The sequence below is a fragment of the Kitasatospora sp. NPDC096147 genome (assembly GCF_044763225.1).
GTDB lineage: Bacteria > Actinomycetota > Actinomycetes > Streptomycetales > Streptomycetaceae > Kitasatospora.
This window is the reverse complement of the sequence record NZ_JBIWFX010000003.1, coordinates 485,286-500,886: the sequence shown is the minus strand read 5'-3', so window position 1 is coordinate 500,886 and position 15,601 is coordinate 485,286. Positions and strand designations below refer to the sequence as shown.

13 protein-coding genes are annotated in these 15,601 nt (G+C 71.0%); 9 read left to right on the top strand and 4 right to left on the bottom strand.

Going from position 1 to position 15,601, the window contains the following annotated elements; genetic code table 11:
- Positions 1–69: 69 nt before the first annotated feature.
- Positions 70–2,820 carry a pyruvate dehydrogenase (acetyl-transferring), homodimeric type gene (aceE, locus tag ACIRBX_RS12895; RefSeq protein ID WP_402296053.1) on the bottom strand — a complete coding sequence of 917 codons (2,751 nt, stop codon included), beginning with the start codon at positions 2,818–2,820 and terminating at the stop codon, positions 70–72.
- Between the two features lie 529 nt (positions 2,821–3,349).
- On the opposite strand from aceE, the gene ACIRBX_RS12890 reads away from it, so the two are divergent.
- The 5 genes from ACIRBX_RS12890 (at position 3,350) to ACIRBX_RS12870 (ending at position 7,160) form a co-directional block, all read left to right on the top strand.
- Positions 3,350–3,787: a DUF3052 domain-containing protein gene (locus ACIRBX_RS12890; RefSeq protein WP_402296051.1), complete on the top strand. Its 438-nt coding sequence runs from the start codon at positions 3,350–3,352 to the stop codon at positions 3,785–3,787.
- Positions 3,788–4,021: 234 nt separating this feature from the next.
- Entirely contained in the window at positions 4,022–4,480 is a 459-nt protein-coding gene (locus ACIRBX_RS12885) for a peroxiredoxin (RefSeq protein WP_402296049.1), read from the top strand.
- A gap of 142 nt (positions 4,481–4,622) precedes the next feature.
- Entirely contained in the window at positions 4,623–5,198 is a 576-nt protein-coding gene (locus ACIRBX_RS12880; protein ID WP_402296047.1) for a TerD family protein, read from the top strand.
- A 267-nt stretch (positions 5,199–5,465) separates the two neighbouring features.
- Positions 5,466–6,041 carry a TerD family protein gene (locus ACIRBX_RS12875; RefSeq protein ID WP_402296046.1) on the top strand — a complete coding sequence of 192 codons (576 nt, stop codon included), beginning with the start codon at positions 5,466–5,468 and terminating at the stop codon, positions 6,039–6,041.
- 39 nt (positions 6,042–6,080) lie between these two features.
- A complete protein-coding gene (locus tag ACIRBX_RS12870; RefSeq protein ID WP_402296044.1) occupies positions 6,081–7,160 on the top strand; it encodes a DUF475 domain-containing protein in 1,080 nt (359 codons plus the stop codon).
- A 112-nt stretch (positions 7,161–7,272) separates the two neighbouring features.
- On the opposite strand, the gene ACIRBX_RS12865 is transcribed toward ACIRBX_RS12870, so the two are convergent.
- Positions 7,273–8,361, bottom strand: a complete 1,089-nt coding sequence (locus tag ACIRBX_RS12865) for a DUF2637 domain-containing protein (protein WP_402296042.1) — start codon at positions 8,359–8,361, stop codon at positions 7,273–7,275.
- A gap of 223 nt (positions 8,362–8,584) precedes the next feature.
- Here ACIRBX_RS12865 and ACIRBX_RS12860 point away from each other — a divergent pair, with 223 nt between their 5' ends.
- Positions 8,585–9,322, top strand: coding sequence for a Tellurium resistance (locus ACIRBX_RS12860; protein ID WP_402296041.1), 738 nt, complete (start codon positions 8,585–8,587; stop codon positions 9,320–9,322).
- 98 nt (positions 9,323–9,420) lie between these two features.
- Here ACIRBX_RS12860 and ACIRBX_RS12855 read toward each other — a convergent pair whose 3' ends face one another.
- Positions 9,421–10,203, bottom strand: coding sequence for a TerD family protein (locus ACIRBX_RS12855; RefSeq protein ID WP_402296039.1), 783 nt, complete (start codon positions 10,201–10,203; stop codon positions 9,421–9,423).
- A gap of 310 nt (positions 10,204–10,513) precedes the next feature.
- On the opposite strand from ACIRBX_RS12855, the gene ACIRBX_RS12850 reads away from it, so the two are divergent.
- From ACIRBX_RS12850 to ACIRBX_RS12840, 3 genes are read left to right on the top strand one after another with little or no spacing between them, the layout of a single operon-like run.
- Entirely contained in the window at positions 10,514–11,686 is a 1,173-nt protein-coding gene (locus ACIRBX_RS12850) for an HpcH/HpaI aldolase/citrate lyase family protein (protein ID WP_402296037.1), read from the top strand.
- A 41-nt stretch (positions 11,687–11,727) separates the two neighbouring features.
- A complete protein-coding gene (locus ACIRBX_RS12845; RefSeq protein WP_402296036.1) occupies positions 11,728–14,256 on the top strand; it encodes a phosphoribosyltransferase in 2,529 nt (842 codons plus the stop codon).
- Positions 14,257–14,284: 28 nt separating this feature from the next.
- A complete protein-coding gene (locus tag ACIRBX_RS12840) occupies positions 14,285–15,187 on the top strand; it encodes an HAD family hydrolase (RefSeq protein ID WP_402296034.1) in 903 nt (300 codons plus the stop codon).
- A 101-nt stretch (positions 15,188–15,288) separates the two neighbouring features.
- On the opposite strand, the gene ACIRBX_RS12835 is transcribed toward ACIRBX_RS12840, so the two are convergent.
- Entirely contained in the window at positions 15,289–15,507 is a 219-nt protein-coding gene (locus tag ACIRBX_RS12835; RefSeq protein WP_402296032.1) for a zinc ribbon domain-containing protein, read from the bottom strand.
- Positions 15,508–15,601 lie beyond the last annotated feature (94 nt).

The following is a 15,601-nucleotide window of genomic DNA, read 5'->3' as shown; positions in this document are numbered from 1 at the left end:
GTACGACGGAGGGCCGGACACCCCGTCAGGAGTGTCCGGCCCTCGGTCAGTTCAGCTCACCGGGAGCGGTCAGGCCTCGCCGCCGGCGGAGCCCGGGTCGGCCGCCGCCACGTCGAGCAGCTGGTAGCGGTCGATCGCGTCCTTCAGCGCGGAGCGGTCGATCTTGCCCTGCTTGGCCAGCTCGGTCAGCACGCCCAGCACGATCGACTCGGTGTCGATGTGGAAGAAGCGGCGGGCCGCACCACGGGTGTCGGCGAAGCCGAAGCCGTCGGCGCCCAGCGACTGGTACTGGCCCGGCACCCAGCGGGAGATCTGGTCCGGCACCGCGCGCATCCAGTCGGAGACGGCGACGAACGGGCCCTCGGCGCCCTGGAGCTTCTGCGTCACGTACGGGACGCGCTGCGGCTCCTCGGGGTGCAGCAGGTTGAACTCCTCGGTCTCCACCGCGTCGCGGCGCAGCTCGTTCCAGGAGGTCGCCGACCACACGGACGCCTTGACGTTCCACTGCTCGGCCAGGATCCGCTGGGCCTCCAGGGCCCACGGCACCGCCACGCCGGAGGCGAGGATCTGCGCCGGGATCTGGCCGGCCTCGCCCTCGTTGAGCTTGTAGAGGCCCTTGAGGATGCCGTCCACGTCCACGTTCTCGGGCTCGGCGGGCATCTTGATCGGCTCGTTGTAGACGGTGACGTAGTAGAACACGTCCTCGCCGTGCGGGTGCTCGGCCGTGGTGCCGTACATCCGCTTGATGCCGTCCTGCATGATGTGCGCGATCTCGTACCCGTAGGCCGGGTCGTAGGCCACCACGCCGGGGTTGGTCGAGGCCAGCAGGTGCGAGTGGCCGTCCGCGTGCTGGAGGCCCTCACCGGTCAGCGTGGTGCGGCCCGCGGTGGCGCCGATCACGAAGCCGCGGGACAGCTGGTCGGCCATCTGCCAGAACTGGTCACCGGTCCGCTGGAACCCGAACATCGAGTAGAAGACGTAGACCGGGATCAGCGGCTCGCCGTGCGTCGCGTACGACGAACCGGCGGCGATCAGGGAGGCGGTGCAGCCCGCCTCGGAGATGCCGTCGTGCAGCATCTGGCCGGTCGGGGACTCCTTGTAGGCCAGCAGCAGCTCGCGGTCGACCGACTCGTAGGTCTGGCCGAGCGGGTTGTAGATCTTGGCGGACGGGAAGAGCGAGTCCATGCCGAAGGTGCGGTACTCGTCCGGCGCGATCGGCACGAAGCGGTTGCCGATGCCCTTGTCCCGCATCAGGTCCTTGAGCACCCGGACGAACGCCATGGTGGTGGCGATGGTCTGGTTGCCCGAACCCTTCTTGACCGCCTTGTAGGCGTCGTCGCCCGGGAGCTCCAGCTGACGCGGGCGCACCTTGCGGGTCGGCACGTAGCCGCCCAGCTCGCGGCGCCGGTCATGCATGTACTGGATCTCTTCGGAGTCCTTGCCCGGGTGGTAGTAGGGCGGGTAGCCCTCGTCGAGCTGCTTGTCCGTGATCGGCAGGTGCAGCCGGTCGCGGAAGCGCTTGAGGTCCTCGACCGTGAGCTTCTTCATCTGGTGGGTCGCGTTGCGGCCCTCGAAGTTCGGCCCCAGGGTCCAGCCCTTGACGGTCTGGGCCAGGATCACGGTCGGCTGGCCCTTGTGCTCGCGGGCCGCCTTGTACGCCGCGTAGACCTTGGCGTGGTCGTGGCCGCCGCGACCCAGGTGCTGGATCTGCTGGTCGGTCATGTTCTCGACCATCTGGCGCAGCCGCAGGTCACCGCCGAAGAAGTGCTCGCGGATGTAGCCGCCGGTCTCGGTGGCGTAGGTCTGGAACTGGCCGTCCACCGTGGTGTTCAGCTTGTTCACCAGCGCGCCGTCGCGGTCCTGGGCCAGCAGCGGGTCCCAGCTGCGGTCCCAGATCAGCTTGATGACGTTCCAGCCGGCGCCGCGGAACTGCGACTCCAGCTCCTGGATGATCTTGCCGTTGCCGCGGACCGGGCCGTCCAGGCGCTGCAGGTTGCAGTTCACCACGAAGGTCAGGTTGTCCAGGCCCTCGCGGGCCGCCAGCGAGAGCTGGCCGAGCGACTCGGGCTCGTCCATCTCGCCGTCGCCCAGGAAGGCGTAGACCTGCGAGGACGAGGTGTCCTTGATGCCCCGGTGCTCCAGGTAGCGGTTCATCCGGGCCTGGTAGATCGCACCGAGCGGGCCGAGGCCCATCGAGACGGTGGGGAACTCCCAGAAGTCCGGCATCAGCCGCGGGTGCGGGTAGCTGGAGAGGCCGTACGGGGCCTTGGACTTCTCCTGGCGGAAGGAGTCCAGCTGACGCTCGGTCAGTCGGTCCAGCAGGAACGCCCGGGCGTAGATGCCGGGGGAGGCGTGACCCTGGAAGAAGATCTGGTCGCCGGACTCGCCGTCGGCGTCCTTGCCCCGGAAGAAGTAGTTGAAGCCGACGTCGTAGAGCGACGCGGAGGAGGCGAAGGTGGCGATGTGGCCACCGACGCCGATGCCCGGACGCTGCGCCCGGGAGACCATCACCGCCGCGTTCCAGCGGGTCGCGTTGAGGACCTTGCGCTCGATCTCCTCGTTGCCGGGGAAGAACGGCTCGTCCTTGGTGGCGATGGTGTTGACGTAGTCCGTGCTGCGCATCTCGGGCACGGCGACACGCTTCTCGCGGGCGCGCTCGATCAGACGGAGCATCAGGTAACGGGCGCGCTCGCGTCCCCGCTCGTCGATGGCCGCGTCAAGGGACTCGAGCCACTCCGAGGTCTCCTCGGGGTCGAAGTCCGGGACCTGACTCGGAAGGCCGCCAATGATGATCGGGTTGCGATCTGATCCGGAAGCCACGCTGTTCCTTCACTGTCGGTCGAAACTGAGGTGTGTCGCGCCGCCTCCATCGTGTACCGCGTCTCGGAGATCCGTCATATCTACCGATGGGTAACCGTTCCGCCTGGTCAGCGGTCCGGCCGGATGGCTCGCGAGGCTTCCTTGCCCCTGGTGCGTGCCATCGAGTGGTACGAAGAGGTGGTCCGACCTTGTCCTGAAATCTCTTCCAGGCACCCGGCCGGCCGATGGCGGACGTCCGGGGTGAGGGCCAACAGGAGACTTTACGCCCGCACGGGTGCGTACCCCGAATGACGTTCGTATCTCGGTCACTTTCGCGGTTCGCGCGCCTGTCGTCCCCGCAGCATCCTGGACCCCCGCAGAAAAGGGCAAATCGGTGTGATTCCTGACACTCTCGCCGGGCGTGTTCCCCCCGTAGGCGTCAACCTTTGGGTGGGATGGGCGAGCGGGTACTTGCGCTAACCGCCACTCCCGTGTGGACTACGGCCAAGCCTCGGCATGGATGCCGAGCCGAATACTGGAGGTTATTCCCGTGAGCGCGACCGCGGACCCCGCGGACAAGTCCAACCCGGCGCAGCGACTCGGCTTCGAAGAGGGCCAGATCGTCCAGGAGCTCGGGTACGACGAAGACACTGACCAGGACCTCCGCGAGGGCATCGAGGAGATCACCGGGACGGAGCTCGTCGACGAGGACTACGACGACGTCGCAGACGGCATCCTGCTGTGGCACCGCGAGGAGGACGGCGATCTGACCGACTCCCTCGTCGACGCCCTGGAGTACCTGGCGGAGGGCGGCCTGATCTGGCTGCTCACCCCCAAGACCGGCCGCGACGGGTACGTGAAGCCCGACGAGATCGCCGATGCGGCGCGTACCGCCGGTCTCTCGCAGACCAGCTCGGTGGCCATCGCCAAGGACTGGGCGGGCACCCGCCTGGCCACGCCGAAGGCGGCGAAGCAGGGCAAGCGCTGATCCGGGAAGCCCCGTGACGGGCCCCGCTGGAGGAAGCTCCAGCGGGGCCCGTCCGTTTTCCGTCCCGGCTTGTGCCGACCGACCGGCTCCGTGTTCACCCAGGGCGAAATCCGGGGCCGTCCGGGGAACCGGGGTCACTCGTACGGCGGAACCGTGCCGATCGGGTGCGAGGATGCCGGTTGGCCGCCCCGGTCGGTGCGGCGGCCGTCGATTTCGAACCAGAGGGAGGGCCGGATGGCCATCGAGGTAGGCACCCAGGCTCCGGACTTCGAGCTGAAGAACCAGCACGGCGAGCTGGTGAAGCTCTCCGACTTCCAGGGCGAGAAGAACGTCGTGCTGGTCTTCTACCCGTTCGCCTTCACCGGGGTCTGCACCGGCGAGGTCTGCGCGATCCAGAAGGAGCTGCCGCGCCTGCAGAACGACTCGGTCCAGGTGCTCGCGGTCTCCAACGACTCGCCGTTCACCCTCCGGGTCTTCGCCGAGCAGGAGGGCCTGGAGTACCCGCTGCTGTCGGACTTCTGGCCGCACGGCGAGGTCTCCCGGGCCTACGGCGTCTTCGACGAGACGAAGGGCTGCGCGGTGCGCGGCACCTTCGTGATCGACAAGGCCGGCGTGGTCCGCTGGTCGATCGTCAACGGCCTCCCGGACGCCCGTGACGAGCAGGAGTACCTGGCCGCCGTGGACGCGCTCTGACCGTCCGCCCGCGCTGAACGTCCGGCCCGGTCCGACGCAATGTCGACCGGGCCGGTCCCGTCACTGCCCGGCGGGGGGAACCCGGCACTACGATCGGGCCGTTGGGAGAAGTGAAACACCATCAGCGCATTTGGAGGACCTCGTGGGTGTCAGCCTCAGCAAGGGCGGCAACGTCTCGCTCACCAAGGAGGCGCCCGGTCTGACCGCCGTCATCATCGGCCTCGGCTGGGACGTCCGCACCACCACCGGCACGGACTTCGACCTGGACGCCAGCGCGCTGCTCCTGAACGCCGAGGGCAAGGTCGGCTCGGACGGCAACTTCGTCTTCTTCAACAACCTCAAGAGTGCCGACGGCTCCGTCGAGCACACCGGTGACAACACCACCGGCGAGGGCGAGGGCGACGACGAGCAGATCAAGGTGAACCTGGCGGCCGTCCCGGCCGACGTGCAGCGGATCAACTTCCCGGTCTCGATCTACGACGCCGAGAACCGCCAGCAGAACTTCGGCCAGGTCCGCAACGCCTTCATCCGGGTGGTGAACCAGGCCGGCGGCGCCGAGATCGCCCGCTACGACCTCTCCGAGGACGCCTCCACCGAGACCGCCATGGTCTTCGGCGAGCTGTACCGCAACGGCGCCGAGTGGAAGTTCCGCGCGGTGGGCCAGGGCTACGCCTCCGGCCTGCGCGGCATCGCCCAGGACTTCGGCGTCAACGTCTGACGTCCGCCCGGAACGTCCGGGGTACCTGTGTGACGCCCCGCCAGGGTGAATAGGCTGGAGGCCGGGGTCGCTCGGAGCCGTCGTGCTCCGTTCGGCCCCGGCCTTCGCCGTTGTGGCTGGCGGGGGCTGACACGAGTTCAGCAAGTTCAGCGGGCCGTCAGGGCCCGGAACGGGCTGCGGGGGCGTACACCTGGGGGGTTCACGACCCCTGAGGTGGGGCGTCGCCGCGGCAGTAGCCCCGGTGACGGGGGACTGGGAGGAAGTCCAATGAGTGTCACGCTCGCCAAGGGCGGCAACGTCTCGCTGACCAAGGCCGCGCCGAACCTGACCCAGGTGCTGATCGGCCTGGGCTGGGACGCCCGCTCGACCACGGGTGCCGCCTTCGACCTGGACGCCAGCGCGCTGCTCTGCGCCGGCGGCCGGGTGCCGGACGACAACCACTTCGTCTTCTACAACAACCTGCGCAGCCCCGACGGCTCGGTGGAGCACCAGGGCGACAACCTCACCGGTGACGGTGACGGGGACGACGAGGTCGTGGTGGTGAACCTGGAGCTGGTGCCCGCCACCATCGACAAGGTCGTCTTCGCGGTCTCGATCTACGACGCCGAGACCCGGCTGCAGAACTTCGGCCAGGTCTCCAACGCCTACATCCGGGTGGTGAACACCGCGGACGGTCAGGAGATCGCCCGCTACGACCTCTCCGAGGACGCCTCCACCGAGACGGCGATGATCTTCGGCGAGCTCTACCGCTACCAGGGCGAGTGGAAGTTCCGCGCCGTCGGCCAGGGCTACGCCTCGGGCCTGCGCGGCATCGCGCTGGACTTCGGCGTCAACGTCCAGTAGCCCGCAACCCCGAACCGTTTCGAAAGGCAGTCAACTTCCGTGGTCCTCCGTACATTCGGCTGGTCGTTCGGCATCACCGCCGCCGGCCTGGTCGCCGCCGGCCTGCTCTGGGGGTGGGAGGGCTTCGGCATCGTGCTGATCCTCTCGATCCTGGAGATCTCGCTCTCCTTCGACAACGCGGTGGTCAACGCCACCGTGTTGAAGCGGATGAACCCGTACTGGCAGAAGATCTTCCTGACCGTCGGCATCCTGATCGCGGTCTTCGGCATGCGGCTGGTCTTCCCGCTGCTGGTGGTCGGCCTGACCGCCCACCTCGGCCCGATGACCGTGATCGACCTCGCCCTGAACGAGGGCAAGACCTACGAGGGTCACACCTACGGCCAGTACCTGGAGATGGCCAACCCGGCCATCGCCGCCTTCGGTGGCATCTTCCTGCTGATGATCTTCCTGGACTTCATCCTCGGGGAGAAGGACTTCAACTGGCTGGGCTGGCTGGAGCGTCCGCTGGAGAAGGTGGGCAAGCTGGACGCCTTCTCCTCGCTGATCGCCCTGGTCACCATCGCGCTGGCGGCCAACCTGTTCGCCGGTGACAACGCCGAGACGGTGCTTCTGGCCGGCATCCTTGGCCTCGCCACCTACCTCGCCGTCAACGGCCTCTCCAGCGTCTTCGAGAGCCGCCTGGAGGACGACGCGGAGGCCGAGGAGGAGGCGGAGAAGAGCGGCAAGTCGATCGTCCAGGTCGGCGGCCGGGCGGCGTTCTTCCTGTTCCTCTACCTCGAGGTCCTCGACGCGTCGTTCTCCTTCGACGGTGTGGTCGGCGCCTTCGCCATCACCCAGAACATCTTCATGATCATGCTGGGTCTGGGCATCGGCGCGATGTACATCCGCTCGCTCACCGTCTACCTGGTCCGCAAGGGCACCCTGGACGACTACGTCTACCTGGAGCACGGCGCGCACTACGCGATCGGCGTGCTGGCGGTGATCCTGCTGGTCGGGATCGAGTACCACATCCCGGAGATCGTCACCGGCCTGATCGGCGTCGCGTTCATCGCCGCCGCGTTCGCCTCCTCGGTGTACCGGAACAAGAAGGAGGCGGAGCTGGAAGGCTCCACCGCCTGACCGTCCGGCTGATCCCGCGTCAGCACGCGCGCGTCACCACGTCGAAGGCCCCCGGTCCGTACGGACCGGGGGCCTTCGACGTCACTTCACTGCGCCGCCGCCTGGCGGGGCGTCAGCCGAGCCGCTGCTCGATCGCCCGGAGCTTGCGCTCCAGCGAGTCGAAGGTGTCCAGCTTCGGCATCGAGAGGGTGTCGTCCTCGGTGGTGAGGTCGACGGCGGGGGAGGACTCCACCGCGGCGCGGGGCCGGCGCCCCGCGGTCAGCGCGGCGGGCTCCAGGGCGGACGGGCCGACCTTCGCCATCGGGTCGTCAGCGGAGGGGTCCGCTAGCGCAGGCTCCGTAGCGGCCTGGCCGTCGCCGGCTCCCGAGGTGAGCGCCGGGACCTGCCGGCCGCCCCGGCCGCGGCCGAGCATGCCGCCGGAGGAACGCGAGATGGCCTTCAGCTCGGCGCGCTCGCGCCGGTCCGCGCTGCGGGCACGCACCTTGGCGTCCAGCTTGGCCTGACGCTCCTCGCGCACCTCGTCGACCGCCTCGTCCAGGCTGCGGACGTTCTCCAGCAGCATCAACGACCAGGCGGCGTAGGTCTCACGGGGCGCGCGCAGCCAGCGCACGATGCGGATCTGCGGCAGCGGGCGGGGCACCAGGCCCTGCTCGCGCAGCGCGGCCTTGCGGGTCTGCTTCAGCGCGCGGTCGAACAGGATCGCGGCCGAGATCGACATGCCCGAGAAGAACTCCGGGGCGCCGTCGTGGCCGCCGCCGCGCGGCGCGTGCACCCAGTTGAACCAGGCCGAGGCGATGGCGAACACCCAGACCAGCAGGCGGGAGCCGAGCGCGGCGTCACCGTGGCTGGCCTCGCGGACCGCGAGCACCGAGCAGAACATCGCGGCGCCGTCCAGGCCGAACGGCACCAGGTACTCCCAGCCGCCGGAGAGGCCGAGGTTCTCCTTGCCGAAGCCGACCAGGCCGTGGAAGGAGAGGGCCGCCGCGACGCCCGCGCAGCAGAACAGCAGCACGTACGAGGAGATCCCGTAGACCATCTCCTTGCGGCGGCGGCGCTCCTCGCTGCGCTCCCAGGAGTCGGTGGTGTCGTCGGACTTGGCGTTGTTGTTCTTGAACCGCAGCGCTGCCACCAGCAGCGCCGTGAACAGCAGGGCCGCGCCGCCGACTACGGCCCAGACCAGTTGTATGGAGGAGAGGTTCATCGGGGGCGTGGGCCTCGGCTTCCGCAGGTCGGGTCAGCCGTCCGGACGGGGAAGGTTCACGGACGGCAGGTACACGTGTGCGGGGGAACGATACCGTGCCCAGGAAGCCTGCATGGTACGGGAGGTGACTATCCGTCGGCCACCACGGCGCGCTGGGACTTCCGCCCCCCTGAGTGGGTATCGGTCCGGTAGGTTTGGCTGGCCGCTTCGGGGAGGGACACGGATGGTCTCGTTCTGGGATTACCTGCGCAGGGATCGGAACGGCTTCGACACCGGGAGCCAGTACAAGATCACCCTGACCAAGTCCCAGCCGCAGCACGCCCTCACCGGCCCGGCGGCCACCACCGGCTACCTCTACGTCAACCTGCACTGGACCGCCAGGACGGCGGAGTCCGGCGGTGGTTCGGGCTCCACCCTTCGGCGGCTGTTCAGCCCGAACATCCTGCGGCCGGTCGAGCCGGACGGCTCCCGGCCGCAGCTCAACGTGGACCTCGACCTGGCCTGCATGTACGAACTCGCCGACGGTACGCGGGGGGTGGTGCAGCCGCTCGGCAAGTACTTCGGCGACCTGCAGAAGGCGCCGTACATCAAGCTCAGCGGCGACGACGTCTACGGGGCGCCGTCCGGCGAGTCGATGTACGTGAACCTGGAGAAGAAGGACCAGTTCCGGCGGCTGCTGATCTTCGTCTACATCTACGACGACACCCCGGCCTTCGACCGGACGCACGCCACCGTGACGATCGTGCCGCAGACCGGACCCCGGCTGGAGATCAAGCTGGACGAACGGGCGCCGGCCGCCCGGTCCTGCGCGGTGGTGCTGATCGAGAACACCGGGGACGGGCAGCTGACGGTCCGTCGGGAGGTCCGGTACGTGCACGGCTTCCAGTCGGACCTGGACCGGCTGTACGGCTTCGGGATGCAGTGGCAGCGGGGCTACAAGGCGGACACCCCGCAGGGCTGAGCCGGCCCCGTTCCTGGTTCGGGCGGGGCTTGGCTCTGGCCGTCGTTCAGCGGGGCTGGCCCTGCCTTCTGTTCAGCGAGGCTGGCTCTGCCCTCTGTTCAGCGGGGCTGAAACTGCGGCCCCTGCGGCGGCAGCGCGAACGGCGGCGGGTAGCCGTAGGTCGGCCGGTACGGGGGCGGGGGCGGCGGGGCCTGCGGCTGCGGGGGGTGCTGCTGGACGGGCTGCTGCGGGGACGGCGGCTCGGCCGGGGTCAGGGTGTAGGTCTCCGGCTCCGGGGTGGGGGTGGCGGGGGTGTGCAGCGGCTGGACGGCCGGCGGCTCGGCCGGGGCGTGCGAGGCACCGTCCTCCACCGTGATGCCGTAGTCGGTGGCCAGCCCGACCAGGCCGCTGGCGTAGCCCTGGCCGATGGCACGGAACTTCCAGCCGCCGCCCCGCCGGTAGAGCTCGCCGGCCACCAGGGCGGTGACCTCCTCGACGTCGGTGAGCACGAACTCGGTGAGCGGCGGGGTGCCGGACGGAGCCTCGATGTCGTGCAGCTGGATCCGCAGGTCACCCAGGGCCGAGACCGGGCCGCCCTCGGCCGAGCCCGCCAGCACCACCCGGTCGACGTCCGGGGGCAGCTGGCTCAGCTCCACCTCGACGGTGTCGGCCACCTCCTCGCCGCTGCTCTGCTTGCGCAGGTGGCGGACCAGGCCGCTGGGGTGTCGGGGCTGGTTGTAGAAGACGAAGTCGGCGTCGGTGCGGACCAGCCCGTCGGTCCCGAGCAGCAGTGCGGAGGCGTCCACGTCCGGCGCGCCCGGGCCGGTGGTCCAGCGCAGCACGGCGCGGACGCCGGTGGCCGCCAGCGAGATGTTGGCCCCCTTGGCCATCTGGTGCGTCATGACGGACCATCCTGCCGCTTCCCGACCGTTCGGGACAACGCGGCTGTCAACCCGGGGCCGTTCCGGGACGGGGGCGAGATGTGACGCGGACGGTAATGTTCCGAGAATTCGACGTTTCAGGTGGTCGGGAAGATCGGAATCACCCGTACCATGGGCCGCCTACGGCACGCCGACCCACCGTCGCTTCGGCATCCGGCCTTCCCCGTCCCCCTCGCCCGGCTCCGCGCCGCCCCGCGAACCATCGGGACGGTCCGTCCGTCTATCAGAGAAGCCCACGCCACCGATCCACCGCGCCCCACGGGAGAGCACCATGCGCCACTTCGGCCATCTCGCTGCAGCCGACCGCAGCCGGCTCTTCCTGGAACAGCCCGGGGAATTCCACCGCGACAGCCCCGCCGAGCTCCTCTCCACGGCCCTCGGGGCGACGCTGTACAGCCCGGCCACCCGGCCTGCCCTGGCGGCCGACGTGCGCAAGCAGGCGGCCAAGGGCGTGGTCTCGATGGTGCTCTGCCTGGAGGACGCGATAGCCGACCACGAGGTGGAGCCGGCCGAGGCCAACCTCGTCGCCCAGCTGGCCCGGCTGCACGCCGACGGCGGAGCCGGGCTGCCGCTGCTGTTCGTCCGGGTACGCACCCCCGAGCAGGTCACCGACCTGACCGCGCGGCTCGGCTCGGCCGCCGAGCTGGTCTCCGGCTACGTGCTGCCCAAGTTCACCGAGGAGAGCGGCGGGCCGTTCCTGGAGGCGCTGACCGCCGCCTCGGAGAGTTCGGGGCAGCGGCTGTTCGCGATGCCGGTGCTGGAGTCCCCGGAGCTGGCCCACCTGGAGAGCCGCCGGGACCAGCTGTTCGGCATCGCCCGGCTGCTGGAGAAGCACCGCGAACGGGTGCTGGCCGTCCGGCTCGGCGTCACCGACCTCTGCTCGGCCTACGGCCTGCGCCGCTCGCCCGACCTGACCGCCTACGACGTGGCCCTGGTGGCCGGGGTGATCGGTGACGTGGTGAACGTGCTCGGCCGGGCCGACGGCAGCGGGTACACCGTCACCGGGCCGGTCTGGGAGTACTTCCCGGTGCAGGAGCGGATGTTCAAGCCGCAGCTGCGCCGCACCCCGTTCGTGGAGGCCCAGCCGCCGGCCGAGGCGATCCGCCAGCGGATCATCGAGCACGACCTGGACGGGCTGCTCCGCGAGATCGAACTCGACCGCGCCAACGGCCTGTTGGGCAAGACTTGCATCCACCCCAGCCACGTTCCGGCGGTGCACGCGCTCTCGGTGGTGACCCACGAGGAGTACTCCGACGCGCAGGACATCCTCCAGCAGAGCCTGGGCGGGGGAGGGGTGCTGCGCTCGGCGTATACCAACAAGATGAACGAGGCCAAGCCGCACCGGGCCTGGGCCGAGCGGGTGCTGCTGCGGGCCGAGGTGTTCGGGGTGGCCAGGCCGGAGGTCAGCTTCGCCGAGCTGCTGGGGGCCAGCCTCTGCCCCTGAGCCCTTCGAACCACGGTACGTGCACAACGGAAGCAGGAGTCTTGGCAGTTCAGCAGGGAAATCAGGGAGCGGCGGACGTGTGGTCCGGCGCGTGGGTCACCGAGCGGCTCGGGCTGCGGCTCACCGGCTCGGCCGAACTGCCGGGGCTGATCGGCCTGGCGCTCCGGGAGAACCCCAAGCGGGCCCACCTGCTGGTCTCCCGGGTACTCGGCAAGCACGTGCCGCAGCGGCCCGCCGTGGTGCACGGGGCCGGGCTCGAACTCGGGCGCAGAGTACGGGAGTTGCTGGGCGACAAGGAGGCCGGCTGGGCCGTGGTGCTCGGCTACGCGGAGACCGCGACGGCACTCGGTCACAGCGTGGCCGACGGCCTCGGCGCCCCCTACCTGCACTCCACCCGGCGGCCGGTGGCGGGCGTCGCCCCGGTCGGCGGATTCGAGGAGGAGCACTCGCACGCCACCTCGCACCTGCTGCTGCCGGCCGATCCCGGCTTCCTCGGCGGTGACGGCCCGCTGGTCCTGGTGGACGACGAGTTCTCCACCGGCCGCACCGTGCTGAACACCGTCCGCGCCCTGCACGCCCGCCACCCGCGCGCCCACTACGTGGTGGTGGCGCTGGTGGACCTGCGCACCGAGGCGGACCGGGCCGTGCTGGCCGCCGCCGCCGACGAACTCGGCGCCCGGCTGGACGTGGTGGCCACCGCCTCGGGCGGCGTGGACCTCCCGTCCGACGTACTGGCCCGGGCCGCCGGGCTGATCGCGGCGGCCCCCGCCCCGGTGGTACCCGACCCGGACGGCCCGCAGGCACCGCTGAGCCGGGTCGCGCTGCCCTGGCCGGCCGGGCTGCCGGAGGGCGGCCGACACGGCTTCACGCCCGCCGACGCCGACCGGCTCGCCCGCGTGCTGCCGGACCTGGCCGCCGCCCTGGCGCCCCCGCTGGCCGGGGCCGACCGGGTGCTGGTGCTCGGCTTCGAGGAGCTGATGTACGCGCCGCTGCGGATCGCGGGTGCGCTCGACGACCTGCTGGACGCCGAGGTGCGGTTCTCCACCACCACCCGCTCCCCGGTGCTGGCGGTGGACCACCCCGGCTACGCCATCCGCACCCGCCTGGCCTTCCCCGCCCACGACGACCCGGCCGACGGCCCCGGCGAGAGGTACGCCTACAACGTGGCGCCGGGTGCGGACGGGTCGGGGCGGTTCGACGCCGTGGTGCTGGTGGTCGACGCGCCCGCCGACACCGCCGCACTGGAGCAGGGGCTGCTGGCCCGGCTCCGCCTGGTCACCGACCGGGTGGTGCTGGCCGTGCTGCCCACCGCCGTCCCTGCCACCGCTGGTCCTGCCACCGCCGATCTCGCCGTCCGTCCTTCTGAGAGCGCCTCCATGCACCTCCCCGCCCCGCTGCACGGCCCCGACTTCTCCTCCTACCCCGCCTCCGACGTCCGCTGGCTGCTCAAGGACCTCTCCGAGGTGGTCCTGGAGGCCCCGACCGAGGAGCGCGAGGAGGCGGTGCAGTCCGGTGGCGCGCACTACGCCGAATCGCTGCCGGTCGAGTACCAGCCCAGCCCCGAGTACCAGGAGCTCTACCAGGCGGCGCTGACCGCCTCGGTGGACCGGATCGCGCTCGCGGTCGGCACGGTGGCCGAGCTGCTCCGGATCGAACGGCTGCGCGGCGAGCGGGAGTTGGTGTTCGCCTCGCTGGCCAGGGCGGGCACCCCGGTGGGCATCCTGCTGCGCCGCTGGTTCGCCGCCGTGCACGGTCTGGACACCCCGCACTACGCCGTCTCGATCGTCCGGGGCAAGGGCATCGACCGCACCGCGCTCCGCTACCTCGCGGCCCACCACGACCCGGCCCAGGTGGTCTTCGTGGACGGCTGGACCGGCAAGGGCGCCATCACCCGCGAGCTGGCCGCCGCCCTGGAGGGCACCGGCTTCAACCCCGAACTCGCGGTGCTCGCCGACCCGGGCCGCTGCGTGCGTACCTACGGCACCCGGGACGACTTCCTGATCCCCTCCGCCTGCCTCAACTCGACCGTCTCCGGCCTCATCTCGCGCACCGTGCTGCGCGACGACCTGATCGGCCCGGACGACTTCCACGGCGCCAAGTACTACCGCGAGCTGGCCGGCGCGGACGTCTCGGCCGACTTCGTGGCGGCGGTGGCCGACCGTTTCGGGGCCGTCCGGGAGGCCGCCGAGGCCGCCGCGCAGCTCCTCGCCTCCGAGGCCGGCGCGGCGGACCGTGCCCCGGACTGGGCCGGCTGGGCCGGGATGGAGCGGATCAGCACCGAGTACGGCATCGGCAGCGTCAACCTGGTCAAGCCCGGGGTCGGCGAGACCACCCGGGTGCTGCTGCGCCGGGTGCCCTGGCGCATCCTGGCCCGCCGCGGCGCCGGCGCCGACCTGGAGCACGTCCGCCTGTTGGCGGCCCAACGGGGCGTCCCCGTCGAGGAGGTGGACGACCTCCCGTACACCTGCGTCGGCCTGATCCACCCCCGCTACACCCGAGGCGCGACCGGCGCCGACGGCACGGCCGTGCAGGCTTCGGAGCAGCCTGACGCGGTACAGGCTGCGCGGTAAGGGCCGCGCACCGATGACTGGAGCACTGATGAACCGTCCGTTCCTGGTCGCCAGCGACCTGGACCGCACCCTGATCTACTCCAACCGGGCCCTGGCCCTGGACGTGCCGGACCGGCTCGCCCCCCGGCTGCTCTCGGTGGAGGTGCACGACGGCAAGGCGCTCTCCTTCATGACCGAGCAGGCCGCCGAGCTGCTGGTCCAGCTGGTGCAGGAGGCGGTCTTCGTCCCCGCCACCACCCGCACCCGGGCCCAGTACGAGCGGGTCAACCTGCCCGGCCCGACGCCCGGTTGGGTGCCCTCGTACGCGATCTGCGCCAACGGCGGGCAGCTGCTGGTCGGCGGCGTGCCGGACAAGGACTGGCAGGCCGAGGTCAAGTCCCGTCTGGAGGCCGGGAGTTCACCGCTGGCGGAGGTGGTCGAGCACCTGGCGCTGGCCGCCGACCCGGAGTGGACCCACAAGCGGCGGGTGGCCGACGGTCTGTTCGCCTACCTGGTGGTCGAGCGGGCCCAGCTGCCGGCGGGGTGGCTGGCCGAGCTGACCGGCTGGTGCGCCGAGCGCGGCTGGTCGGTCTCGCTCCAGGGCCGCAAGGTCTACGCGGTGCCCACCCCGCTCAGCAAGAGCTCCGCCCTGGCGGAGGTCGAGCGCCGGGTCGGCGCGGCCACCGTGCTCTCGGCCGGTGACTCGCTGCTGGACGCCGACCTGCTGCTCGCCGCCGAGCAGGGTTGGCGGCCCGGCCACGGCGAGCTGGCCGACAGCGGCTGGACCGGGCCGGGCGTCACCGCGCTCACCCAGGTGGGGGTGGCGGCGGGGGAGGAGATCGTCCGTCAGTTCCTCAGCACCGTGCGGAGTGCTGCCAGTGCCAGTGCCAGTGCCGGTGCCGGTACCGGTGTCGGCACCGGCTCCGGAGTCGAGGCCGAGACGCGGGCCTGAGCCCCTGGCCTCCGTGCCGTGGGGTCCGTGCTGTCCGCCGGTCCGGCCGGGCGTGGGTGCTCGCGGCTCCGGCTGCTCCTGGCGGGTCCGGGCGCGTCCGGTCAGCCGCAGCAGCCACCACCGCAGCAGCCTCCGCCGCCACCGGCGGGCTGCTGCGGGGCGCCACCGCCCGCACCGCCGGTGACGGCGACGGCGGAGAGCAGCTTGACGGTGTCCGGGTGGCCCTGGGGGCAGACCGCCGGGTCGTTGGACTGGGCCATCGGGCGGCTGAGTTCGAAGGTGTCACCGCAGGAGCGGCAGCGGAAGTCGTAACGAGGCATGGCGGCAGCGTACCGGCCGTTCTGCCCCGGGCTCGCCGTCCGGCGACCCGCCGACCTGGTCCGTCTGTCCGGGCCCGCCCGCTGGCCCCTCCCG